The 24,277-nt window shown below is 57.0% G+C and carries 19 protein-coding genes, 1 CRISPR repeat array and 1 riboswitch; of the genes, 16 read left to right on the top strand and 3 right to left on the bottom strand.

The window, feature by feature from the left end; all coding sequences use genetic code 11:
- Position 1 precedes the first annotated feature (1 nt).
- Positions 2 to 1,594: an Asp-tRNA(Asn)/Glu-tRNA(Gln) amidotransferase subunit GatA gene (gatA, locus tag ACS1BR_RS00955; RefSeq protein WP_463559550.1), complete on the top strand. Its 1,593-nt coding sequence runs from the start codon at positions 2 to 4 to the stop codon at positions 1,592 to 1,594.
- Positions 1,595 to 3,097 carry an Asp-tRNA(Asn)/Glu-tRNA(Gln) amidotransferase subunit GatB gene (gatB, locus tag ACS1BR_RS00960; RefSeq protein ID WP_463559551.1) on the top strand — a complete coding sequence of 501 codons (1,503 nt, stop codon included), beginning with the start codon at positions 1,595 to 1,597 and terminating at the stop codon, positions 3,095 to 3,097.
- Here the strand turns inward: gatB and ACS1BR_RS00965 are convergent.
- A complete protein-coding gene (locus ACS1BR_RS00965; RefSeq protein WP_463559553.1) occupies positions 3,094 to 5,253 on the bottom strand; it encodes a S9 family peptidase in 2,160 nt (719 codons plus the stop codon). The genes gatB and ACS1BR_RS00965 overlap by 4 nt on opposite strands.
- 218 nt (positions 5,254 to 5,471) lie before the next feature.
- Positions 5,472 to 5,585: riboswitch (SAM riboswitch) on the top strand.
- Between the two features lie 100 nt (positions 5,586 to 5,685).
- Between ACS1BR_RS00965 and ACS1BR_RS00970 the strand changes: the two genes are divergently transcribed.
- From ACS1BR_RS00970 to ACS1BR_RS00980, 3 genes are read left to right on the top strand one after another with little or no spacing between them, the layout of a single operon-like run.
- Positions 5,686 to 7,032, top strand: coding sequence for an O-acetylhomoserine aminocarboxypropyltransferase/cysteine synthase family protein (locus ACS1BR_RS00970; RefSeq protein WP_463559554.1), 1,347 nt, complete (start codon positions 5,686 to 5,688; stop codon positions 7,030 to 7,032).
- A gap of 30 nt (positions 7,033 to 7,062) precedes the next feature.
- Positions 7,063 to 8,262: a homoserine O-acetyltransferase MetX gene (gene metX / locus ACS1BR_RS00975; RefSeq protein ID WP_463559555.1), complete on the top strand. Its 1,200-nt coding sequence runs from the start codon at positions 7,063 to 7,065 to the stop codon at positions 8,260 to 8,262.
- Positions 8,259 to 8,951 (top strand): alpha/beta hydrolase, encoded by a 693-nt coding sequence (locus ACS1BR_RS00980; RefSeq protein WP_463559557.1) that lies wholly within the window; start codon positions 8,259 to 8,261, stop codon positions 8,949 to 8,951. Before metX ends, ACS1BR_RS00980 begins: the two co-directional genes overlap by 4 nt.
- 9 nt (positions 8,952 to 8,960) lie before the next feature.
- Here the strand turns inward: ACS1BR_RS00980 and ACS1BR_RS00985 are convergent, their stop codons facing one another.
- The gene (locus ACS1BR_RS00985) at positions 8,961 to 9,191 is read right to left on the bottom strand and encodes an RNA-binding S4 domain-containing protein (RefSeq protein ID WP_463559558.1); all 231 of its coding nucleotides are present in this window, start codon (positions 9,189 to 9,191) and stop codon (positions 8,961 to 8,963) included.
- Between the two features lie 178 nt (positions 9,192 to 9,369).
- Here ACS1BR_RS00985 and ACS1BR_RS00990 point away from each other — a divergent pair, with 178 nt between their 5' ends.
- Positions 9,370 to 10,752, top strand: coding sequence for a glycine--tRNA ligase (locus ACS1BR_RS00990; protein ID WP_463559559.1), 1,383 nt, complete (start codon positions 9,370 to 9,372; stop codon positions 10,750 to 10,752).
- A gap of 38 nt (positions 10,753 to 10,790) precedes the next feature.
- Positions 10,791 to 11,756, top strand: coding sequence for a GNAT family N-acetyltransferase (locus ACS1BR_RS00995; protein ID WP_463559560.1), 966 nt, complete (start codon positions 10,791 to 10,793; stop codon positions 11,754 to 11,756).
- Between the two features lie 15 nt (positions 11,757 to 11,771).
- Here the strand turns inward: ACS1BR_RS00995 and ACS1BR_RS01000 are convergent, their stop codons facing one another.
- A complete protein-coding gene (locus ACS1BR_RS01000) occupies positions 11,772 to 12,104 on the bottom strand; it encodes an MGMT family protein (protein ID WP_463559562.1) in 333 nt (110 codons plus the stop codon).
- A 69-nt stretch (positions 12,105 to 12,173) separates the two neighbouring features.
- On the opposite strand from ACS1BR_RS01000, the gene dusB reads away from it, so the two are divergent.
- The 9 genes from dusB to cas2e all read left to right on the top strand — a co-directional run bounded on the left by dusB (position 12,174) and on the right by cas2e (position 22,410).
- Positions 12,174 to 13,355 carry a tRNA dihydrouridine synthase DusB gene (gene dusB, locus ACS1BR_RS01005; RefSeq protein WP_463559563.1) on the top strand — a complete coding sequence of 394 codons (1,182 nt, stop codon included), beginning with the start codon at positions 12,174 to 12,176 and terminating at the stop codon, positions 13,353 to 13,355.
- 91 nt (positions 13,356 to 13,446) lie between these two features.
- Positions 13,447 to 16,326 (top strand): CRISPR-associated helicase Cas3', encoded by a 2,880-nt coding sequence (gene cas3 / locus ACS1BR_RS01010; protein ID WP_463559564.1) that lies wholly within the window; start codon positions 13,447 to 13,449, stop codon positions 16,324 to 16,326.
- Positions 16,326 to 17,987 carry a type I-E CRISPR-associated protein Cse1/CasA gene (gene casA, locus ACS1BR_RS01015; RefSeq protein ID WP_463559565.1) on the top strand — a complete coding sequence of 554 codons (1,662 nt, stop codon included), beginning with the start codon at positions 16,326 to 16,328 and terminating at the stop codon, positions 17,985 to 17,987. The genes cas3 and casA overlap by 1 nt, the downstream gene beginning before the upstream one ends.
- The gene (casB, locus tag ACS1BR_RS01020) at positions 17,984 to 18,592 is read left to right on the top strand and encodes a type I-E CRISPR-associated protein Cse2/CasB (RefSeq protein WP_463559566.1); all 609 of its coding nucleotides are present in this window, start codon (positions 17,984 to 17,986) and stop codon (positions 18,590 to 18,592) included. The genes casA and casB overlap by 4 nt, the downstream gene beginning before the upstream one ends.
- 24 nt (positions 18,593 to 18,616) lie before the next feature.
- Entirely contained in the window at positions 18,617 to 19,729 is a 1,113-nt protein-coding gene (gene cas7e / locus ACS1BR_RS01025; protein ID WP_463559567.1) for a type I-E CRISPR-associated protein Cas7/Cse4/CasC, read from the top strand.
- A gap of 8 nt (positions 19,730 to 19,737) precedes the next feature.
- Positions 19,738 to 20,427 (top strand): type I-E CRISPR-associated protein Cas5/CasD, encoded by a 690-nt coding sequence (gene cas5e / locus ACS1BR_RS01030; protein WP_463559568.1) that lies wholly within the window; start codon positions 19,738 to 19,740, stop codon positions 20,425 to 20,427.
- Positions 20,424 to 21,110: a type I-E CRISPR-associated protein Cas6/Cse3/CasE gene (gene cas6e, locus ACS1BR_RS01035; protein ID WP_463559569.1), complete on the top strand. Its 687-nt coding sequence runs from the start codon at positions 20,424 to 20,426 to the stop codon at positions 21,108 to 21,110. Before cas5e ends, cas6e begins: the two co-directional genes overlap by 4 nt.
- Positions 21,107 to 22,048 carry a type I-E CRISPR-associated endonuclease Cas1e gene (gene cas1e, locus ACS1BR_RS01040; RefSeq protein ID WP_463559570.1) on the top strand — a complete coding sequence of 314 codons (942 nt, stop codon included), beginning with the start codon at positions 21,107 to 21,109 and terminating at the stop codon, positions 22,046 to 22,048. Before cas6e ends, cas1e begins: the two co-directional genes overlap by 4 nt.
- The gene (gene cas2e / locus ACS1BR_RS01045; protein ID WP_463559571.1) at positions 22,045 to 22,410 is read left to right on the top strand and encodes a type I-E CRISPR-associated endoribonuclease Cas2e; all 366 of its coding nucleotides are present in this window, start codon (positions 22,045 to 22,047) and stop codon (positions 22,408 to 22,410) included. The genes cas1e and cas2e overlap by 4 nt, the downstream gene beginning before the upstream one ends.
- A gap of 78 nt (positions 22,411 to 22,488) precedes the next feature.
- Positions 22,489 to 24,043: a CRISPR direct-repeat array (repeat unit 28 nt; unit sequence GTATTCCCCACATGCGTGGGGATGAGCC).
- The last annotated feature ends 234 nt before the right edge of the window (positions 24,044 to 24,277 follow it).

Here is a 24,277-nt window from a genome sequence, read left to right on the forward strand (position 1 = left end):
GGTGAACGAGCTTATTCAACTTTCTGCCGCCGAAATTGCCGAAAAACTCAAGTCCGGTGAGGTGTCCTCGGTGGAGGTGACGCGCGGATACCTTGACCGGATTGCGGCAACCGACGGTACCGCCCTGGACCCTGATCATCGCGCCGCTGGAAAAGACGGCCTCAACGCTTTTGTGCACGTCAATGAGCAGGAGGCGCTCGCGGTTGCCGGTGAGGTTGACCGGGCACGTGCTGCCGGGGAAGAGCTGTCCGAACTTGCCGGTGTGCCTATTGCTATCAAAGATCTCATTGTGACCGTGGGGCAGCCGACCACCGCCGCCTCCCGTATGCTGGAGGGCTGGATGAGCCCCTACGACGGCACGGTTACCCAAAAGGTGCGGGCCGCCGGTATGCCGATTTTGGGTAAAACCAATCTTGACGAGTTTGCGATGGGTTCTTCGACCGAGCACTCAGCTTTTGGGGTGACCCGCAACCCCTGGGCGCTGGATAGAATCCCCGGTGGTTCCGGGGGTGGGTCGGCTGTCGCGGTATCCGCTTTTCAGTCCCCCCTGGCCCTGGGAACCGATACCGGTGGGTCTATCCGTCAGCCGGCAGCGGTGACCGGGTCCGTGGGTGTGAAACCCACCTACGGGTCGATTTCGCGCTACGGTGTGATTGCTATGGCGTCCTCGCTTGACCAGGTGGGGCCCTGTGCCCGTACCGTGCTCGATGCTGCGCTGCTGCACGAAATTGTTGGCGGACACGACCCCAAAGATTCCACCTCTCTGCGTGAACCGGTGGGACCCTATGCGGCTGAGGCCCGCCGCGGGGCCGGTGAGGGAGGCATAAAAGGGCTGAGGATCGGTGTTATCCGAGAGCTCTCCGGTGAGGGGTTCCAGGCCGGTGTTTCGGCTCGTTTTAATGAGTCTTTGGAGCTGTTGCGGGCCGCCGGTGCCGAGATTATTGAGGTATCTATTCCCTCGGTGAAAGAAGCCCTGGGGGCCTACTACCTGATTATGTCCTCCGAGGTTTCGTCGAACCTGGCCAAATATGACGGCGTGCGGTTTGGGCTGCGGGCCCTGCCGCAGAGCGGTCCTGTAACCATTGAACGGGTTATGTCTGCTACCCGTGCTGCCGGGTTCGGTGCTGAAGCTAAGCGTCGCATTATCCTTGGTACCTATGCGCTGTCAGCCGGCTACTACGACGCCTACTACGGTTCGGCGCAAAAGGTGCGTACCCTGATCCAGCGCGACTATGCGGCAGCTTTTGAGCGGTGCGATGTGCTGGTTTCTCCCACGACGCCCACCACCGCATACGGGCTGGGGCAGATGGACGAGTCGTCTGATCCTATGGCCATGTATCTGGGTGATATTGCCACCGTGCCCACCAACCTGGCGGGTGTACCCTCGATTTCTTTGCCGGCTGGGCTGGCAGACGAGGATATGATGCCGGTGGGTATTCAGTTCACTGCCCCCGCACACGAAGATTCCCGGCTTTACCGTGTGGGCGCGGGCCTGGAGGCACTTTTGTTAGACCGGTGGGGTGCGCCGCTGTGGGCGCAGATGCCGGATACCGAGTCTTTGATCCGTGATTTTGATTTTGGGGGAGCACAGTAAATGTCGGACGAAATTTTGAGTTTTGAAGAGGCCGTGGAGAAGTACGATCCCGTGCTTGGTTTTGAGGTTCATGTTGAGCTGAACACCGCCACCAAAATGTTTGATTCTGCCCCCAACGAGTTTGGCGATGTTCCTAACACCAACGTCACCCCTGTGTCGCTGGGGCTGCCCGGTGTACTCCCGGTGGTTAACGGTCGGGCGGTGGAGTACGCTATCAAGCTGGGGCTTGCCCTGGGCTGTGATATAGCGCCGGTCTCGCATTTTGCCCGCAAAAACTATTTTTACCCCGACACCCCCAAGAACTTTCAGACCTCACAGTACGATGAACCTATTGCGGCCAACGGTTCTCTTGATATCGAGCTCGAAGACGGTACGGTTTTCACCGTGGAGATCGAGCGCGCGCACATGGAAGAGGACGCGGGGAAACTGACCCATAAGGGTGGCTCAGCCGGGCGTATCCAGGGCGCCAGCTTCTCGCTGGTTGACTATAACCGGGCGGGCGTGCCGCTGGTAGAGATCGTGACCCGCCCCATTGTGGGCGCGGGGGCGCGTGCCCCCGAGCTAGCGCGCGCCTATGTGGCGGCTATTCGCGATATTGTGAAGGCGCTGGGGATTTCGGATGCCCGCATGGAGCGCGGCAACGTGCGCTGCGACGCCAATGTGTCCCTGATGCCCAAGGGGGCCAGCGCATTCGGCACCCGGACCGAGACCAAAAATGTGAATTCTCTGCGGTCAGTAGAGCGGGCGGTGCGCTATGAGATTCAGCGGCATGCCGCCGTGTTGGAAACCGGTGAGAGGATTGTGCAGGAAACCCGCATGTGGCACGAGGACACCAGGGAGACTACCGCTGGCCGCCCCAAGTCTGATGCTGACGACTACCGGTATTTTCCCGAGCCGGATCTGGTTCCGGTGGTCACCGATAGCGGGTGGATTGAGTCTTTGCGGTCGCAGCTACCCGAGATGCCCGCGGCCCGCCGGAAAAGGCTGAAGACCGACTGGGGTTTTACTGACGAGGAGTTCCGCGACGTGGTTAATGCCGGTGCGGTGGACCTGATCGAGGAGACCGTTGCCGCCGGTGCCCCGGCGTCTGTGGCCCGCAAATGGTGGATGGGTGAGATTGCCCGTATTGCTAAAGAGCGTGAGGTCGGTATCGGTGAGACCGGTGCGGACGCTGCCACCGTGGTGGAGATCAACAGCCTGATCGAGCAGAAGAAAATCAACGACAAGATCGCCCGGACGGTGCTCGGTTTTGTGGTGGAGGGAGAGGGGAGACCCGCAGACATCGTTGAGAAACGCGGTCTTGCGGTGGTCTCCGATGACGCCGCGCTGTCTGATGCCGTCGACGAGGCCCTGGCAGCCATGCCCGATGTTGCCGAAAAGATTCGCGGCGGTAAAGTGCAGGCTGCCGGCGCCCTGGTGGGTCGGGTAATGAAGGCCACCGGTGGGCAGGCGGACGCTGCCAGGGTACGCGAGCTTATTGTGGAGAAGCTTGGCGTGAGCTAGTCGGTGAGGTGGCTGAGGGCAAAGGCGTACCCCCAGGCGATATCTTTCCACCGGGTGTAGCGGCCGGAACCACCCCCGTGCCCACCGTCCATCTCGATTTTGAGGAGGGGGGTGGGTGAGTCGGCGGCTATGGTTTGCCGGAGGCGGGCCACCCACTTTGCCGGTTCTACGTAAAGCACCCTGGTGTCGTTGAGGCTGGTGATCGCCACAATGGGTGGGTAGGTGACCGGGCGAATATTTTCGTAGGGTGTATACGATTTCATGTAGGCGTAAGTCTCGGGGTCGGTGATGGGGTTACCCCATTCTTCCCACTCTAGCGCCGAGAGCGGCAGGTCGGGGTTGAGGATGCTGGTGAGCGCATCGACAAAGGGGACCTCGGCGATAGCCGCCGCGTATTTTTCGGGGGCGAGATTGAGCACTGCCCCGATAAGTAGGCCCCCCGCGGAGCCACCCTCAATCGCTATTTTGTCGGCTCTCACCCAGTTTTGGCCGGCCAGGAAGTCGGTGACCGCCACAAAATCGGTGAAGGTGTTTTTCTTTGCCAGCTTCTTGCCGTCCAGGTACCAGCTTCTGCCCAGCTCACCGCCGCCGCGCACGTGGGCGACAGCGTAGATGATGTTGCGGTCGAGCAGGGAGAGCCTTGCCGCAGAGAAATAGGGGTCCATGGATGCCTCGTAGGATCCGTAGCCGTACTGGAGCAGGGGGTGCTGGATATTTTTGTCGAGGTCGGCGCGGTGCATGACGGAGACGGGGACCATGGTGCCGTCGGGGGCCGGCGCCCACATCCGGTAGGCGGTGTAGTCCGCCGGGTCATATCCGGGAGCCGGGGTCTGCTTACGCAGCAGGAGACGGCCGGTAGCGGGAAAGTAGTCGTAGACCCGTGCCGGGGTGATCCAGGAGGTATAGAGGAAGCGGATCACCGGGGAGTCGACGGAGGCACCGAGGAGGCTTGTGGTGTATATGTCTTCGGCGAATTCTGTCGGTTCACTGAAGGTGCAGCCGGCGCGGTGGCCGGTGTCGAGGAGTTCTTGGAGCTGGGTGAGCGGGGTGAGGAAAACTTTTACGGTGGTGTTTTCTCTGGCGGTGAGTACCAGGTGGTCGGAGGAAAGAGAGAATGTTTCTATCCGGGCGGTGGGGCGGTGGGCTGCCACCGGTAGCCAGGTTGCCCGGAAGTCGGTAAAGGACTGGCCGGTGGGGTAGGGGGCTAACACTAGCTCGGAATTGAGAGCCCGGTGGTCGTGTTGGATGAGCAGGTAGCTACCGCCGTCAACGGTGATGGGCTCTACCGAGTACTGTATCCTCTGGGTTTTTTCGATAACGGTCACGGGGTCTGCCCGCAGGTTGGTGACCGGGATAAGACGGACCTCTGAGTACTCGGACGAGTAGGAGGTGAGGATAAGGTGGCTACGGTCCCTGGAGAGAACGGACTCCAGCCAGAGGGTCGGGTCGGTTTCGGTGTAGAGAACCGAGTCTTCCTCTGTCCCCCCGATGAGGTGCCTGCGCACCTGGTAGGGGCGCCACGAGTCATCCGCTAACGCATAGATGAGGGACGCCCCGTCGGGAGTGAGGTAGGCCCCAGAAAAAACGTTGTCGATGGTTTTCTCGAGGAGCTGTCCGGTGACAAGATCTTTAAAGTACTGGCGGTAGCGTTCGTCGCCGGTGTCATCGACGCTGAAGGTGAGCACGGTCCCGTCGAGCGAAGGCACGAATGATCCCAGGGAGAAGAAGGCCATGTCGCGGGCAAATTCGTTGCAGTCCAGCAGCACCTGTTCACCGGGAACCGTGCTGTGGGCGTCAATATCTGGGGGAGTGAACCGGTCTTCTACGCTACCGGAGGTTTCTGCCGCGACCCGGCAGTAGATGGGGTACTGCTGGTTATCCGCGGTGCGACTGAAGTACCACCAGTCACCGTGGCGGGTGGGAACCGATAGGTCGGTCTCTTGCACGTGGGACCGTATTTCGTCGAAAATTTTTTGTCGCAGTTCTTGCTGGTTTGCGGTAACCTCTGCGGTGTATGCGTTCTCTGCGGTGAGATAGTCAATCACCTGCTGGTTGTCTTTTTCTTTGAGCCAGTCGTAGTGGTCGATCACGGTGTCACCGTGGTGGGTGCGTGTTGTGTCCCGCTGCGGGGTGCGGGGAGCCTGTGGCGAAGTCAAACCGGTACCTCCTCATACATATGTGGCGTGCGACAATACGGTGAGTCTATATTCCTATAGCATACTGCAGGGATTGCGGGTCGGGTAATGGAATTCTCGCGGTATGTGTCTCTGTGCGGCTCGGTATGACGAAATATGACCAAATGCTAAGCGGGCCATGAAATATTGCGGATCGGTTGACCGGGGCGCCCGATATGCGGGTACTATGGCAGAGACAGGGTCATGAGAACCAGTGTTAAGCCCCAGCTTACTGGTCGGCAACCCTCCACTCGCGGTGGGGTGCCCTGGGTGAAGACCTGGCACAGTTCAAAAGTTCTGTGCAAGCGCGGGACCGATGCCCCATCTTCTTTCCGGGACATCGTTACCTTTCGAGACATCTCCCGAAAGAAACGGCATGTGGCCCCAACTAAGATTCAAAACAGTGGAGCAAACATGAGCGCAAAAAACACCCTTCCCACACCCGAAAACCCCGGTGGCTGGAAATTTGAGACCAAACAGATCCACGCCGGCCAGACACCGGATACCGCCACGGGGGCACGGGCGCTACCCATCTACCAGACCACATCCTTTGTTTTTAGGGATTCGGAGCAGGCCGCTAACAGGTTCGCGCTCAGGGAGCTGGGCCCCATCTATACCCGCCTCAACAACCCCACCCAGGAGGTGGTTGAAAACCGTATTGCGGCTCTTGAGGGAGGGGCCGGTGCCCTGCTTCTGTCCTCGGGGCAGGCGGCAACCACCTTTGCTATCCTCAACGTCGCCGGAGCCGGAGACCACATTGTCGCCTCTCCCTCTCTCTACGGCGGATCGTATAACCTACTCAAATACACCCTGTCCACCCTGGGCATCGAAACCACCTTCGTCGAAAACCCCCGCGATATAGGGCAGTGGGAGCAAGCGGTTCGCCCCAACACCAAGGCTTTCTTTGGCGAGACCCTGCCCAACCCGCAGGGAGATGTTCTCGATATTGAACCCATTGCCGCTACCGCCCACCGGGCAGGTCTACCGCTGATCGTTGACAACACCATCCCCACCCCCTACCTCCTCAACCCCATTGCCTTTGGGGCCGACGTCGTGGTTCACTCCGCCACCAAATACCTGGGCGGCCACGGCACCTCGGTGGGCGGTGTGATCGTGGACTCGGGCAACTTTGACTACGGTGCAGACCCCGAAAAATACCCCCTCTTCAACCGACCCGATGAAGGCTATCAGGGCCTGGTCTACGCACGTGACCTGGGTGCTGAGGGCGTATTCGGGGCCAACCTCTCCTACATTGTGAAAGCACGGGTTGGTCTTCTCCGCGACCTGGGCTCAGCTATCTCACCCACCAACGCCTTCAACATCGCCATAGGCTTAGAAACGCTGTCGCTACGCATCGAGCGCCATATCGAAAACACCCGGACCATCGCCCGCTGGTTGGAGGCACACGAGGCGGTGGAATCGGTCAGCTGGGCCGGGTTGGAGAGCTCACCCCACTACGACCTGGCGCAGAAATACATACCCGAGGGCCCCGGGGCGGTACTCGGCTTCACCCTCAAAGACGCCGACGCCCAAACCGCCAATAAATTTGTTGACGCGCTGCAACTGCACTCGCTGCTGGTCAATATTGGTGATGTGCGCTCGCTGGCGGTTCATCCGGCTTCCACCACGCATTCGCAGTCGTCGGAAGCTGAGCTGGAGGCCATCGGGATTAGCCCCGCCTTTGTGCGGCTGAGCGTGGGGATTGAGAATGTTGATGATCTGCTGGCAGACCTTGAGCTGGGTTTTGCCGCTATTCGGTAGGGTGCGGATGATCCGTGAAAGAGGTGTACTGTGACCGAAGGTAAGGCCCCTCTCCATCGCGGTGACGGCCTGCTGAGGCACCTATCGATCGGTGATTTTCGGCTTGAAAACGGGGAGGTGCTGCCCGCGGTAACTCTGGCCTATGAGACCTGGGGGCAGCTCAACCGACAGCGAGATAACGCGATACTGGTGTTGCACGCTCTCACCGGGGACACCCATGTTTCCCGGGGTGTCCCTCCCGCAGGCTCCTCTGCCCGGTCGGTCGGGCAGGCTGAGAGGGAGGGCTGGTGGGAGGGAATGGTTGGTCCCGGTTGTGTCATCGATACCAACACGTATTTTGTGGTTGCCCCCAATATTTTGGGCGGCTGCTACGGATCGACCGGACCGGCCAGCCCGGCCCCCGATGGTAGACCCTACGGGTCCCGTTTCCCCCAGGTGACTATCCGCGATACCGTTGCTGCCGAAAAGAGACTGACCGACCTGCTCGGAATAGCCTCATACCGCTATATTATCGGTGCCTCGCTGGGAGGCGCCCGCGCCCTCGAATGGGCGGCCAGCTACCCCGCGCTGGTGGAGGGGTGCGCTGTCATTGCCTCGGGGCACTCGGCAACCGCAGACCAGCTTGCCTGGGCCCAGGCACAGAACCTGGCGATACGCTCTGACCCCAACTGGTGCGGTGGTGACTACTACGGCACAGCGGGCCCGGTTGCGGGGCTGGGACTGGCCCGGCGCATAGCTCATATCACCTACCGTTCAGCACCCGAGCTGAACTACCGTTTCGGGCGCAGGCCCCGGGGCCACGAGCGGACTCTGGTATCCTATACCCGGAAGAGAGGCCGCTACGAGGTGGAATCCTACCTGGACCACCAGGCCGAGAAACTTGTGCACCGTTTTGACGCCAACTCCTACCTGGCCATCAACGAGGCACTGATGACCCACGACGTGACGCGCGGGCGCGGCACCCTACGCCAAACACTCGCCCGCACCCACTGCGACTGGCTCATCGCCTACGTCGACACCGACCGCCTCTTCTCTCCCAGCGAGTCAATAATTCTTGCTGCCGCGGCCCCGGGGAACCCTCAGCCGCAGGTGATTCGCTCACCCAGCGGCCACGACGGATTCCTGATTGAAAAACCGCAGGTAGAGGCTATTCTGCACGGGGCGCTGAGCAGGCAAGAAGAAAAACTCGCCAACAAAGATACAACAGGCCCGCCCCGAGGAGCACCATGAAACATATCGTTGAATACACCAACCGGGTACAGGAGAGGGAAGATACGCACCTGGTGCTCATGCTTCACGGCTACGGCGCTCAGGAAGAAGACCTCCTCCAGCTAGGGCAGATGATCGGCGGCCCTATCACCTGGGCAGGTATGCGGGCACCGCAACCGGTGGGGGCAAAACTATCCCCGGACGCCGATACCGCGTTCATCCCCGGAACCGCAACCGGCTACCAGTGGTTCCCCCTGTCCACCGCCAACCTCGATGCAGACTTCAGGTCCGTCGAGCTTGCCGCCGACTACGTGCTTGATTTCCTCGATGCCGAGTCCGGTATCTACCGTTCCGTGTCCCTGCTGGGGTTCTCCCAGGGTATGGCGCTGGCAACAACTATTGCCCGCCACCGTCCCGGTCTTGTGCGCTCGCTCATGGGTTTGAGCGGATACGTGATCGATACCGAATCTGACTACCTGCACGATACGGACCTGGCTCAGGCGGAACTGCCGGTTTTCTACGGGCGGGGGGACGCAGACCCCGTGATACCGGCCCGGCGGGTTGCTTTTACCGAGGATTTTTTGCGGCGGCACAGCACCCTGGAGTCCCATGTTTATGCGGGTATGCAGCACGCCATCTGCGATGAGGAGGTTGGGCAGCTGGCCCTTTTTGTACGGAAAAATATTTTAGACAGTGGCTCCGGCCGATAAAAATTTGGGTCAGGACCGGTGGTCGGCGGCTACCCGAAGGCTCAAGCCGTTAAGTTCCACTGTATCGCCGGGGTACAGTTGCTTCCCTCGTTGCTCACATATGTGACCGTTGACCTTGACCAGGCCGTCTTGAATCAGTTCGCGGGCGTGGGCCCCGTTCTCCACCATATTGGCCAGTTTCAAAAACTGGCCAAGCCGGATAGAACCCTCCCGCACGGACACCTCTTCTATTTCACCCATAGACTCAAGTGTAACCGGTCTCAGCTGCGGGGTTAGCGCGGGTAGGCAACCCCCGCCTAGAAACCGTATAGGGTACTCTTGATAGCGCGCTCGTAACATACTTTTAAAAGCTCTTACGGGCGCATAAAGATAACCGACCCGGCACGCCGTATCCAGCGGCGGAGCGTAAGGAAGAGACATGGCAGAAAAATCCACCCTCGACAGCGTGATTACCCTGGCAAAGCGCCGCGGCTTTGTCTTTCAGGCGGGTGAGATCTACGGTGGTACCCGTTCGGCCTGGGACTACGGTCCGCTCGGTGCCGAGCTGAAAGAAAATATTCGCACGCAGTGGTGGAATACGTTTGTGCGCGGCCGCAAAGATATGGTGGGCCTAGACTCCTCAATTATTCTCCCGCGCGCTGTCTGGGAGGCATCGGGCCACGTAGCCACCTTCACCGACCCGCTGGTTGAGTGCCTCTCCTGCCACACCCGCCTGCGCCAGGACCACCTTCTTGAGGGATACGAGGAGAAGCACGGGCACGCACCGGACGGGGGGATGGCAGACGTCAACTGCCCCCACTGCGGCACCAAGGGACAGTGGACAGAACCCCAGAACTTCTCGGGCCTGATGAAAACCTATCTGGGCCCGGTCGACAACGAGGAGGGCCTGCATTTCCTCCGCCCCGAAACCGCCCAGGGAATTTTTGTTAACTTCAACAACGTGGTGACCGCAGCCCGCCAGAAGCCCCCCTTCGGTATCGGCCAGATCGGTAAGGCATTCCGCAACGAGATCACCCCCGGTAACTTTATTTTCCGCACCCGCGAATTTGAGCAGATGGAAATAGAGTATTTTGTGCACCCCGAGGAGGCAGACAGCTATTTCAATCAGTGGGTGGAAGACTGCTGGAACTGGTTTGTCGATCTCGGTGTCAACCCGCACAATATGCGCCGGTTCGACGTCCCCGCCGACGAACGCGCCCACTACTCGGCGGGTACCATCGACCTCGAATACAATTTTGGTTTCCAGGGTAACCCCTGGGGGGAACTGATGGGTGTTGCCAACCGCACCGACTACGATTTGGGTGTGCACAACGCACACTCCAATGCCAAACTTGAATACTTTGACCAGGCCAGTGGCCAACGCTATGTTCCCTACGTTATTGAGCCCTCTTTCGGTCTAACCCGGTCTATGATGGCCTTTCTCGTCGATGCCTACCACGAAGATGAGGCCCCCAACACCAAGGGCGGGGTGGACAAACGTACCGTGCTCAAACTTGACCCCCGCCTGGCCCCGGTAAAGGCGGCGGTTCTACCGCTGTCCAAAAAGGCTGAGCTCACACCCGAGGCTGAGAAACTGGCTGATCGGCTACGCCGCAACTGGAACATTGACTACGATACGTCCGGGGCAATCGGCCGCCGCTACCGCCGCCAGGATGAAATCGGTACACCCTTCTGCATCACCGTTGATTTCGACACCCTCGAGGACCGGGCCGTGACCATCCGCGAACGGGACACAATGGCCCAGGAGAGGGTACCCCTCGACCGGGTGTCGGCCTACCTGGCGCAGAAGCTACTGGGCTAGGCTCGGTAACGAAAAAAGAATAAGCGAGAGAGACAATCGTGAGTGAATATACTTTTCGCCCCTGGCAGGAGGGGGACGATCTACAGCTGCTACAGATATGGGCGGACGCCGAAAACTCCCAGCAGGCAGCTTTTCGCGCCACACTCGCCGCAGACTCCGACACCTCTCCCTGGCGGCGAACCCTTATCGCCACCCACCGGGGTATCCCGGTGGCGGCAGGTACCGTCTATGAAAGCTCACTGCACCACCGCCACCTGTGGGTCTACCTTGAGGTCGCCCCGGACCACCGGCGCCAGGGTGTTGGCACCGCCCTGCTCTCCCGGCTGCGGAAACTGGCCGAAACCTCCCCATCCGGGGTAAACACCCTACGGGCCAAAGTTGAAGAGGGCTCAGCCGGTGCAGAATTTGCGCTCGCTGCGGGACTCAAGCAGATACAGCACTCCTATATTGTGCGGGTCGCGGCCGGTTCTGTACCCGTGGTGCCGCTCCGGCACGATGACGACGATCAGCCTACCCAGGCAGTTGAGGATATCGCTACCGGTTCGGTGGAGCTGACCGAGAAATTTTGGGACTTTTATCGGCGGTCTCACCGCTGGGACCCACCGGCAGAACTATCGCTGGGGCGGGTAAACCGTCTTTTTCTCTCGGAGGAGGCGGATGCCTACGGGGCGATTGTGCTGCGGGACCGGGTACAGCAAGCCCGCCGCCAGGGCAAAAAGGGAAAGATTCTCGCTTTTGCCGTAAGCTACCGGCCGCTTGAGGCAGATATGCCCGGTTTTGAGGTACCCGATGATCACGCCACCGAGGTGCTGGTAGGCTACGACTTTGACGATGAGACAGCCACCGAGGCTATCGTGCAGCTGCTTTCTCTGCTCACCGCCCAGTACCCGGTGACCCTGGAAGTTGACGAGGCGATGGGGCAGCTCTGGGCGGTGGTGGAGAAGCTTCTGAGCATGGGTTCTGCCACCGTGCAGGAAAACATGCTGGTGCTTGCCGATGCCTAGATGGGCTCGGTGCCGCTAGCAGAGTTTGTCCACGGCGGCTACCCACCGCTCTCTGAGGTCGTCGCGGTTAACCCGGTGCTGGCTGAGCTTGATTGAGTCCTTCCCGGTAGAGACCGCGAAGCCCTCCCGTCTCCAGTGTTCGAGGGCCCGTCTGCCGTGTCCGGGAATTTCGCCGCGGGAATTGCACACCCGCCACCAGCTCACGTTTGACCCCCACTGGGCGAGAATCCTCCCTACCAGCCGCGCAGATTCACCGGTGATTTCTGCCAGGTCACCGTAGGTTGCAGCCTGCCCCGGTCCCAGGCACTCCACCGCGCGGAGTACCCGTTCAATCCGTATATCGTCCACGGTGTCTCCCTCCTCACCCTATTGTTGCCGGTGGGGTGGAGCGGGGCAAGTTCGGGCTACAATTGCTGGGTGAATGAAAGCAGAGAAGCCCCCGCCGCGGGGCAGTTGAAGCTACCGCCGCTGCAGCTGGGTAAACACACCGTGAAGGTCCCGGTAGAGCTTGCCCCCATGGCGGGGGTCACCAACAGGGCTTTTCGTCGTCTCTGCCGTGAATACGGGGGCGGCCTGTATGTGACCGAGATGGTGACCGCGCGTTCTCTGGTGGAGCGACGGGCTGAGTCGCTGCGCATCATTGAGCATGATCCCGACGAAGAGATCCGGTCAATCCAGATTTACGGTGTTGACGCGGTGAACGTGGGTAGGGCGGTGCGCATGGTGGTGGAAGAGGACCGCGCCGACCATATTGATCTTAACTTTGGTTGCCCCGCCCCCAAGGTGACCAGGCTGGGGGGCGGCTCTGCCCTGCCCTGGAAGAGGGACCTTTTCCGGGCCATTGTCCAGACAGCGGTCACCGAGGCGAGCCGCAATAATATTCCCCTGACCATTAAAATGCGTAAGGGTATTGATGAGGACCATCTGACCTTTATGGAATCCGCTAGGGTGGCTCGTGATGTGGGTGTGGCGGCTATCGCCCTGCACGGCCGTACCATGGTGCAGCACTATTCGGGCAGGGCTGACTGGGGAGCTATCGCCGATTTGCGTGAGGCCATCCCCGATATTCCTATCCTGGGGAACGGGGATATTTTTTCTGCCGAGGACGCCATCGCCATGGTTGAACAGACCGGTGTTGACGGTATTGTGGTGGGCCGCGGCTGTCAGGGCCGGCCCTGGCTCTTCGGAGATTTACAGAATGCTTTTGAGGGCTCCGATCAGCGGTTCCGACCGGGTATCTCTGAGGTGGCCGACATGATCTACCGGCATGCCGAGCTCCTAGTCGAAACATTCGGCGACGAAACCAAGGGTATGCGTGAGATCCGCAAACATGTGGCCTGGTACTTTCACGGATACCCGGTGGGAGGGCAGCTGCGACAAAAAATGTCGCGGGTGCCCGATCTGGAAACTTTCCGTGAATTTCTAGCCGAACTCGACCACACCATACCCTACCCCGGTGCCGCCGTAGAAGGACCCCGAGGACGAGCCGGCAGCCCCAAAAAAGCCCACCTCCCCGACGGCTGGCTTCGCAGCCGAGAACTAGGCGATGCTGAAAGACTGGGATTAGCCGGGGCAGAACTGGATATTTCGGGAGGGTAGCGGGCCTTAATGAGGCACAAAAATGTGAGCATAGGATAGATTTGTAGATGTCGCAGGGTCGTCGTGGTTGACGTGATACAGGGTGGTATCTATGGAGATTTTTTCAGGGCCGTTCCCTCGCTGGAGTCCCCAAGCCGAGAGTGTCTGGGCTAAAACAGACCGTGACAACCCAGAAAGTGGGGAATGGCTCAACCTTCCTCAGCACATGATGGACTCAGCCCAGGTGTGTGCCTACCTTTGGGAGAATTATCTCTCGGCCAACCACCGGCAGTTTATTCAGGACCAGCTAGGACTCACTGCCGATGAAGCCCATAGGCTGGTGGCCTTCCTCTGCGGTGTCCATGACGTGGGTAAGGCTACCTGGTCTTTCACGATGAGGATTACCAAATCTTCCAAAACTAGTTCACCGTACGGTTTTCTACTCGACAAGATCCGAGAATCTGGTTTGCCGCTTAAAGATCTACCGGACGATGAGTGGTCTCCCCACTCAGCAGCCAGTCTCGTTATACTTAACAATTTCTTGATCCAAAAGTATGGCTCTGAGGATTATCGCTTTCTCTCCCACTTAGGGCAGATTTTGGGGGCCCACCACGGCCTGCCCGCCACAGAAGATTTTGAGGATCGAGCTGAAATTGAGATTCGTGGAATGAACTCATCGTGGAAGGACCTTCACCAGGAACTCCTCACAAAAATGCTGGAATTAACCCGGGTAGAACCGGCTCTTGAGAAACTTATAGAGCAAAAAAATCAGATTGGAGATAGCTCCAAGATGATTCTTTCGGGCCTCATCATTATGGCGGACTGGATTGCCTCTAATACCGACTATTTCCCTCTGGGGCAATACTCCCCAGCAGATCAACCTACTCGTTTTATGGAAGGCATAGACAGACTCCGTCTCCCTACTGCCTGGGCCCCTGAAGACTTTGGTCGCCGTCCTGCTACAGATATCTATACTGATAAATTTCTCTGGCCTGCTTCTAGTTCACCGCGGCCGGTCCAGAAGGAAGTTCTTGATGTTTTAGACGCCCATAGTTCAACAAAAATGCTCATTATTGAGGCTCCCATGGGGGAGGGGAAGACAGAGGCGGCTCTGGTTGCTGCCGAGAAGTTAGCCAGAACCAACAACTGCAACGGTATTTTCTTTGGCGCCCCCACCATGACCACTACGGACTCCCTTTTTAGTCGTATTAGTCGTTGGGCGGAACAGTCCCATGAATCTCCGGTAGTATCCATGTACCTGGGGCACTCTAAGAACCAACTTAACGACAACTACACGTCTATGAATAGGCTTCCCAGAATAAACCTTGACGACGACACAGAGCCGGGGGCAAGAACCAGCCACTCGCAGGTTATTGCCCACCAGTGGTTCCGCGGGCGAAAGCAAGGTATTCTCTCCAGTCTTGTGGTGGCAACCGTCGACCAGGTACTGATGATGGCCCTGCAGAGTAAGCACCTGATGCTCAGACACCTGGGCCTGGCGGGCAAGGTAGTGGTCATCGACGAGGTGCACTCATATGACTCCTATATGGGCCACTACCTAGCATCAGCCCTCCGATGGCTGGGAAACTACGGGGCTCCGGTCGTCCTCCTATCTGCAACCCTGCCATACGAAACCAAGGCAAAGCTGGCCGAAGCCTACCAAAAGGGTCTCCTCGGTAGGCGAGCCAGAAGATCACAGAAGCTACCTGCCACAGGGGCGTCCTACCCCGTCATTACCAGTGTTTCTGCCCGGGAAATCCAGACCAGCACGACAGAGCCTAGCGCTCGCAGCACAACCTACCGGGTTAAACCTCTTGCCGATGATGATTCTTCCCTGCTTCAGGTGATGAGCCGGGTGGTCCAAGACGGTGGTTGCCTTCTTATCATCTGCGATACCGTAAGCCGCGCCCAGCAGGCATACCTCCTAGCGCATGACCTGGTGGGTGAAGATGCCTATCTGCTCCACTCGCGTTTCACCGTTATCGAGCGGGTGGAGAAGGAGGGGAAGCTGGTGGAGGAACTCGGGCCCGCATCTTCTGTGGGTCGGGGACGCCCCCAGCGGCGCATTGTTGTAGCTACCCAGGTGGTGGAGCAGTCCCTGGATGTTGATTTTGACTGCATGGTTACCGATATTGCCCCTGTTGACCTGGTACTCCAGAGGCTAGGGCGGGTCCACCGCCATGAGCGGCCGGAGACAGATCGACCCGCCTGGGCTAGCTCTCCCCGGGTGTATATCCGGGGCATGGAAGAACTTCCTTCCCGGGACAAGGCCCCGGTTTTTGCCTCCGGAGTAGACGCTGTTTACCAGCCCGCCCTACTTTTATCGACCTGTTCAGAGCTCAAGCTCTTCGACCCCGAACCACCCTCCATCGTTGTGCCTGGAGATATCCCTCTTCTGGTAGAGGCGGTTTACCGGGAGGAGGCAGAGGTCCCGGCAGGATGGGAAAAGGACTACCGGAAAGCTCAAGAAAAACTAGAATCTGATCAACATGGTGCTGCTCGTAGGGCCACCCCTTTTAGAGCCCAACTAAAATCTGTAGTGAGAAAAAATTTCAGAGAAATTTGGTCTGGCCAAGAAGGAGATGTGACGGAAGAAAGGGGAGCGGCCCAGGTACGAGACACAGAGCCCACCATCGAGGTTGTTCTGGCTCAACAGGTAGGAGATGGCTACTACGCACCCCTGCCTTGGGTCCGAGATGAAGAAGCAGGGGAAAGACCTGTTATTTCTCAAGGCTTTACTCCCGATGCAGAAACCGCCTATGTACTGGCACGGTCGACAGTAACCTTGCCCTACCAGCTCTCATGGAAGTTTGAACAGGTACTGAAGAATCTTGAGAGAAACACAGACCCTGCCTGGCAGGAATCTTACCTCCTCAGGGGTATGCTTCAGCTAACATTAGATGAGCGGTGTGAGGTTGAGCTATGCGGTTACAAACTCAGGTATACGCAGGAACTTGGCTTGCAGCTTTTAGAGGATAAGGAAAAAATATAATGAGCACAGTAGCTAGTTCCTTCAATCTTATTGATGAAGGATGGATCCGGTGTCTCATGCAGGATGGCTCCACTCGGTGTCTCTCGCTCAGAGAAATCTTTGGGCAACTGACAGACGTTGTTCGTCTCTCCGGTGACTCACCCCAGCAGGATTATGCCGTTTTTCGAGTGCTCCTGGCTATTCTTTGGCGGTCCCACGCACAAACCGATAAGGTTCTGGACTGTGACAACTTCATAGACTGGTGGTACGGCATGTTTGAAGGTAGCGCCTCTGAGCTTACTGACCCGGTCTTCACCTATCTTGAAGAGCACCGATCCCGCTTCGATCTTTTAGACCCGGTTGCACCTTTTATGCAGGTGGCCGATCTTGCAACTCCTAAAAATACTTATTCAGAAGTTCAGCGTCTTATCCCCGAGGCTGAATCAGACTACTTCACCATGCGAGCGGGTAGCGGTAAGAATTCTCTGACTTTACCCGAGGCCGCCCGCTGGGTTATTGCCATGCAGGCCTGGGATTACTCCGGTATTAAGCCGGGCGCGGTCGGAGATCCGCGCGTCAAAGGCGGTAAAGGGTACCCGATTGGGACAGGCTGGGCCGGCTATACCGGAGGAGTCGTTATCCACGGGTCCAATCTCTTCGAGACCCTGCTTTTTAATACTCCCGCCGATTTTGTTTTTGGTGAAGATACGGTTGATAAGGATCTACCGTCTTGGGAAAGAGAACCGGCGACGGCAGAACCCAGAAGTAGCGATTCTCCTGAAGGTCCGGCCGATATACTCACCTGGCAGAGCCGCCGTATACGTCTCTTTCGAGCAGACGGAAGCGATGACATTACCGGTGTCCTCATTTCTAATGGGGACAAGATCGAGATTCGCAATCAGCTCCTGGACCCCATGACGGGCTATAGATACAGCAAAGCCCAATCAAAGAATCAACCCGTATTTTTTGCTAAAACACATGCCGAAGAAAGAACCCTCTGGAGAGGTGTTGAAGCCCTGCTAGTGGGTAAAGAAATCCAAGCTGGTCCACGGGGCGAAGAACCGGATAAGGTTCCTCGCACCTGGAGTTTTCTGCGTGAGCTCAAGAAACGTCCCTGGATGTCTCCGCGGCAGCGAGTCACCGTCGAACTTGTAGGATTTGTCTACGGAAACCAATCTGCCCTTATCGCCAATACCATTCATGAGGTCCTTCCCTTCAAGCTGCGGTCTTTGATTTCTGAGGATCAGGACATTGCTTTCAGGGTAGTACAGGCTGCCCGGCGGGCTGTTGAGGCTTCTATCCATCTTGGTCGGTTTGCGGGGTCTCTTTTGAAGGCAGCCAGTGGGGAATATGCTTTTGTACCCTCTGCTAGCGAGAGGGCTCTCAAGAAGCTTGAGACCAGCTTCAAGGAGTGGATTTTGACCATTGAACCCGGTGTACCCTTGGAAGAGCGCCTTAACACTTGGTGTGACACGGTCGAAGCTCTCATTAAAGAAGAAGCAATTCAGTTGGCGCGAGGAGCCGGTGAGAGGGCCCTGGTGGGACGAATGGACGATGATAATTCTGAGCCGCCCAAGGTTCTGAATACCGGTACGGCTATAGAGCGGCTCCACGCCTCTCTCAAGAAAACCCTTGAGCGCATTCCAACTGAAGCAACCTCTGAAGAGAAAGGACTCTCATGAGCTCTACCCAGCCCCAGGAAACTAAGGACCTTCAGACTGACCAAACTTTTTACAATTCCTTGGCTTCTGCCCTGCACCGCCTGCAGGAAGGATACCTCCGGGGTGACAGGGCCAAGTTAGCCACCCTGCGTCGGGCAGCCGGTAAAAACCCAGAAAAGGACCATTTGGCCTGGTTCACGGCCTTGGACAGTCTCCTCCCCGATTTCCCCTACCGGGGGCAAGGGGACCAGGCTAGTCCGGCAGAACGTGCAGCCTTCAATGCCCTTACACTCTATGCTCTGCATCAGCGTTCTCTTTCTCAGCCCATGCATGTTAAAGGCTGGAAATCACTGGGTAGGGCTACCGCTGAGCTAGCCCTTCGAACCGAGAGCAAGTCTATTAAAAAACGGCTTGATGCCCTGATGACAGCCCGCACCTACGAGGCTAAAAATTACCATCTACGTTCACTTATCGGACTTTTACATGCTTACGAGATCCCTCTGGATTATGCCCAGCTTGCCAGCGATCTCTGGTCCCTTCAAAACAATAATCGCGAAAAAATTATTCTGCGGTGGGGACGCGATTATGCTTTCGGCCTGTGGAAAAACCAAAATAAAGAGTCTTAACCCCTGAAAGGAAAAAGAATAACCATGTCCCTCTTCATCGATATTCACGCCCTGCAAACCCTTCCTCCCAGCAACATCAACAGGGACGATACCGGTAGCCCTAAGAGCGCTACCTTTGGTGGCGTTCCCCGGCAGCGGGTTTCTTCTCAGGCATGGAAGCATGCTATCCGTAAGGATTTATTCCAGACCCTCACTCCCGAAGTTATGGGTGTCCGCACTCAGCGCGTCGCCCAAAAAATCGCTAAAAAGGTTACTGATCTTGATAGCAGCTGGAGCGAAGAAGATTCCCTCCAGGCAGCAGAGGCCGTCCTTAAAGTTGCGGGTATCAAGGTGGCTCCCAGCAAGAAAAAGAAAGAGGGCGACGAAACACACCTTGAAACCGGTTATCTGCTCTTCCTCAGCAACTATCAGATCGAGGCAGTAGCTCAGGCTATTATTAATTCAGCAGGAGAGAAAATCACCAAGAAGGAAGCACAGAAACTTCTTGACGATAAGAACTCTGTTGATATCTCCCTCTTTGGCCGTATGGTTGCTGATGAGCCTTCTTTTAACGTTGATGCCTCGGTCCAGGTATCCCACGCCCTGGGTGTTTCGGGGTCAGATCCCGAGTTTGATTTCTACACCGCCGTCGATGATGTGGTTCGTGATGCCGAAGAAACCGGAGCGGGCATGCTGGGAACCGTAGAAATGATGTCCTCCACCCTCTACCGTTACGCTACCCTCGATCTCGATGCTTTGGCCAGTAACCTGGGTAACCGGGAGGTAGCTATTAGGGCAGCTCAGGCTTTCGTGGAATCTTTCCTCACCTCCATGCCCACCGGCAAGCAAAATACTTTTGCAAACCGGACCCTTCCCGAGGCCATCCTTGTTAGCCTTAGGACTGACCGACCCGTTAGCCTGGTCAACGCTTTTGAAGAGCCCGTCACCGATAAAAACGACGGCTACCGCCTGCAGGCCGCCAAGAAGCTAGCGTCTGAAGCAGAGGGGCTAGAAAGTATGTATGGAAATAAACCCCTAAAATCCTGGGTTATTGCCCTTCCCAACCTGATTGAGACTCTAGAGGGGCTAGGTTCTGTCACCAGCCTGCCTGTTCTTCTGGAAGAGCTTCCCCAGGCCCTCCAGAGCTCTGACATCTAGGCTAAGCTATGAAAACTTTGGTTCTTAAGCTGAAAGGGCCTTTGCAGTCGTGGGGCTCCAGTAGCCGCTATCGCACCCGTGGTACAGATTCAGTACCCACAAAATCCGGTGTATTGGGAATGCTTGCGGCTGCTCAAGGGCGGCAACGTACAGACGAGATTGCGGATTTAGCCGGCCTTGATTTCGCCGTGCGGATTGACCAGCCGGGGACTCTGGAGCGTGACTATCAGACAGCGATAGACGCTGGGGGTAAAACCAATCTCTCCACCCGCTATTACCTCTCTGATGCCGTTTTCCTCGTTGCTGTTTCCGGACCAACTCCTCTCATTGAGAGCCTGGCGCAGGCTATCCAGAACCCCGTTTACCCGCTCTTTCTGGGGCGACGTAACTGCCCGGCTAACTCGGATCTTCTCCTGGGCATTGTTGATGCCGACGTAGAAACCGCCCTGCGGCAGCAGGACTGGCAGGCTGCCGAATGGTATCAAAAGCGCAGGGATAAAAAGGTATTTTTACCGATTTTGCGCGATGCTCGTCCCGGTGAAGCGGGGGATTCAGTGAGAGATATTCCTCTGAGCTATAGTCAGGAAAACCGGCAGTATACATGGCGGACTGTATATGAGGCTGAGCCTCTTGTAGTTGAAAACGATAAAGGACTAACTTCAAGTGATCCCTTTTTTGAGGCGGTGCGGGGCCGATGACCTGGTTTAGCTCTATTCTGATTAACCCGCAGAAACGGGAGGGGCGGAAGCTGCTGGCTAACCGGCAACTTTTGCACAAGGCTGTCCTTCAGTCTTTCCCGCCGGGTTCTTTAGAAGAGACTGGCGAGCGGGCTCTCTGGCGTCTTGATCAGGATGGCCTGAAGCATACTCTCTACGTGGTCAGCCCCCTGGAACCTGACTTCACCCATATCGTTGAGAAGGCAGGTTGGGTGTCTCAAACCTGGAACACCATCCAGTACGATACTTTCTTGGAGGGGCTTATGGTGGGTCAGGAATGGGGGTTCCGCCTACACGCTAACCCCGTGATTCAGAAATCCGCACCATCCGGACAAAGAGCGAAAATCCTTCCTCACGTTACGCCCGACCAACAAATTAAGTGGCTACTTTCGCGGTCCCCTAGGCTTGGGTTTGAGATTAAAGAATCTGACGATAGCCTCAACGGTCTCCTGATAGATGTCAGTCATCGTGAAGATTTACGGTTTACTCGTAAAGACCCACACCAGAACGGTAAATCCGCTCAGGTTACCATCCGTAAGGCCCAGTTCGATGGTGTTCTTAGGGTGAAGGACACCGGTCAGCTCAGGCAGACCCTAACCCAGGGGATTGGGCGTGCTAAAGGCTACGGCTGCGGCTTACTCACCTTAAGGAGGTTAGGGGCATGAGCCTTCCCGGTATACCACCGCCTAAACGTACAGATTTAACTCGGATAAGCGATAGGCTATCTTTTGTCTATCTTGAAAGGTGCGTGGTGCACCGGGACGCTAACGCGGTGACCGCAACCACCGACCGCGGAGTCATCCATATCCCGGCTGCCACTCTAGGTTGCCTTCTTTTAGGCCCGGGAACCAGGGTTACCAGCGCTGCTATGTCTCTTCTGGGTGACTGCGGCGCAAGTGTTGTCTGGTGCGGTGAAAATGGTGTTCGCTTTTATGCACACGGGAGCTCTCTGGCCCGCAGCTCCAGGATTTTACAGGCACAGGCTGAATTGGTTTCCAATACTCGTTCTCGGCTGGACATTGCCCGTAAAATGTATGCCTATCGTTTTCCCGGTGAAGACGTCTCTCAGCTAACGATGCAGCAGCTCAGAGGCAGAGAAGGTGCCCGGGTCCGGCGGGTTTATAGGGAACACGCTAAGCGTACCGGCACCCCCTGGGATAAGCGTGACTACGTTCAAGACTCTTTTGAACAAGCAAACCCTATTAACCAGGCCCTGTCAGCAGCTAACGCAGCACTCTATGGGGTAGTTCATTCCGTTATTGTTGCTCTAGGGTGCGCACCCGGTCTTGGTTTTGTGCATACTGGGCATGAGCGGTCTTTCATCTACGATGTGGCTGATTTATACAAGGCAGAAATAACTATCCCTGCGTCTTTCGATGTTGTTGCCTCAGGCAGCAATAACCTTACTTCAGATGTTCGAAGAGTTGTTCGGGACGCGGTCGTTTCTCATCGCTTGTTAGCTCGTTGCGCCAATGATGTTTCAAAACTCCTGGTCCCTGATATTGACATCGAATGGGAACAGATCGACTCTCTATCGCTCTGGGCAGGACCCGGCCAAAGCACTGTTAAAGCAGGAACAAATTACGGGGATGATTTTGAATGATCGTTCTAGTAGTTACAGCCTGCCCCGAAAGTCTACGTGGAGATTTAACCAGATGGCTCCTAGAAATCAGCCCCGGTACTTTCGTAGGTAATGTTTCAGCCCGAGTGCGCGATGCTCTCTGGGAAAGAACCTGCTCTTATGCTAGTGGTGGTAGAGCTATTCTGGTTTACTCATCGAATAGCGAACAGCGATTAAGATTTAAAGTACATAAGCACGACTGGGAGCCCGTCGACATAGAGGGACTTACCCTCATGATGCGCCCTCCACCGGGAAGCCAAAAACAATCCCAGCGACGAACAGGCTGGAGCAAGGCGCGAGCACAAGCTCGAAGCAGAAAACCTTCCTGGCACGATAAGATGTAATCAACCTACTTCTCGACAAGACTCATTCAAAGTGAATGAAAATCATTGAGGCTCGAATGAAACCCCATGTCAAGAAGTGTATTCCCCACATGCGTGGGGATGAGCCGCTTTTTGTACTACCCTGAAAAAACAGCAAAAAGTATTCCCCACATGCGTGGGGATGAGCCGATTGACATGAACGATTCTATCAATTTTACCGGGTATTCCCCACATGCGTGGGGATGAGCCGCATCATCGTCCACTGTGATTTTTCCGGTGTGGGTATTCCCCACATGCGTGGGGATGAGCCCTGGTGGGGCATCCACCGGTGTCGTGGGCCTAGGTATTCCCCACATGCGTGGGGATGAGCCGGGTTGCTTCCAGGTCCTCCTTGAGCTCGTCCAGTATTCCCCACATGCGTGGGGATGAGCCCGGGATTTCGGCCGTTGTGAGATTCTTTGTGAAGTATTCCCCACATGCGTGGGGATGAGCCGGTGTAGCTGCAAGGGTAGCAAAAGTCAGAAATGTATTCCCCACATGCGTGGGGATGAGCCTTTTCATACGCACGTCGGGTTTTATCGTTGAGCGTATTCCCCACATGCGTGGGGATGAGCCTTGAGGTGTGGGAATTTACTACAAGAACTCTTCGTATTCCCCACATGCGTGGGGATGAGCCGGTTTTCTCTCCTTCAAAGAAGAACCGGACTGGGTATTCCCCACATGCGTGGGGATGAGCCGCTACTTTTTCACCGCGCGCCCGATGAATAACCGTATTCCCCACATGCGTGGGGATGAGCCTCCTTGACCCTTAGGTGAGTTCCTTGGGGACTGGTATTCCCCACATGCGTGGGGATGAGCCGACGTCATTGCTGTTTCTGGGTCATCTACAGAGGTATTCCCCACATGCGTGGGGATGAGCCGAATCGCAACCATGCAATTTGCATATCTCTCTCGTATTCCCCACATACGTGGGGATGAGCCCAGATCGTGCCGGGCGTCGGTCATGCGCGCCGTGTATTCCCCACATACGTGGGGATGAGCCTGCCCCACTCACCGTCAGTCTCATTCGCCTCTCGTATTCCCCACATACGTGGGGATGAGCCTTCGTGCATGCGGATGTTTCCGGTGGCAATCAAGTATTCCCCACATACGTGGGGATGAGCCGCTCTAGTACCCCAAAGCTGTGACTGCACTTCAGGTATTCCCCACATACGTGGGGATGAGCCCCAGAAAGGTGGCGTCGGTAAGACCTCGATCACGTATTCCCCACATACGTGGGGATGAGCCTTCCCCATCCTCTCCGATCACCTGGTCTTCAACGTATTCCCCACATACGTGGGGATGAGCCGAGTGCGCAGCGCCGTCACCAGCATTAACAATAGTATTCCCCACATACGTGGGGATGAGCCGCTAACACCTGACAGCCTAAAAGAGACAGCTGAGTATTCCCCACATGCGTGGGGATGAGCCGTGTCACCCAGGGCTGAGTGGCTTATGATGCCTGTATTCCCCACATGCGTGGGGATGAGCCCCAGCCCTGTGGAGGCCGCTAGTTGGGGCGGCGGTATTCCCCACATGCGTGGGGATGAGCCATGGACGAATCCTTGCCCGGGCTGTGTTTTCACAGTATTCCCCACATACGTGGGGGCGGGCCGGGGATTGCCTGTGAGATGTACCGATCTGCAAGAACCTGTTTTTCTGCGAGTGGGGTGATTTTCAGTGCTTAATTTATTGATTTGCAGCCCTAGTTCTTTTGCTGCTTCGTTGAGGGGTCGGGTTTGGATCTTGCCAGCACGGGCTAATTCTGCATCGCGTTTGAGCATGTAGGCGTGTTCTATAGTGTCAAGCCCAGTTTCTAGGGTCTCGGTAATGTGGGGAAAGCGGATGA

Source organism: Rothia sp. 18CD1-1 (genome assembly GCF_055285355.1).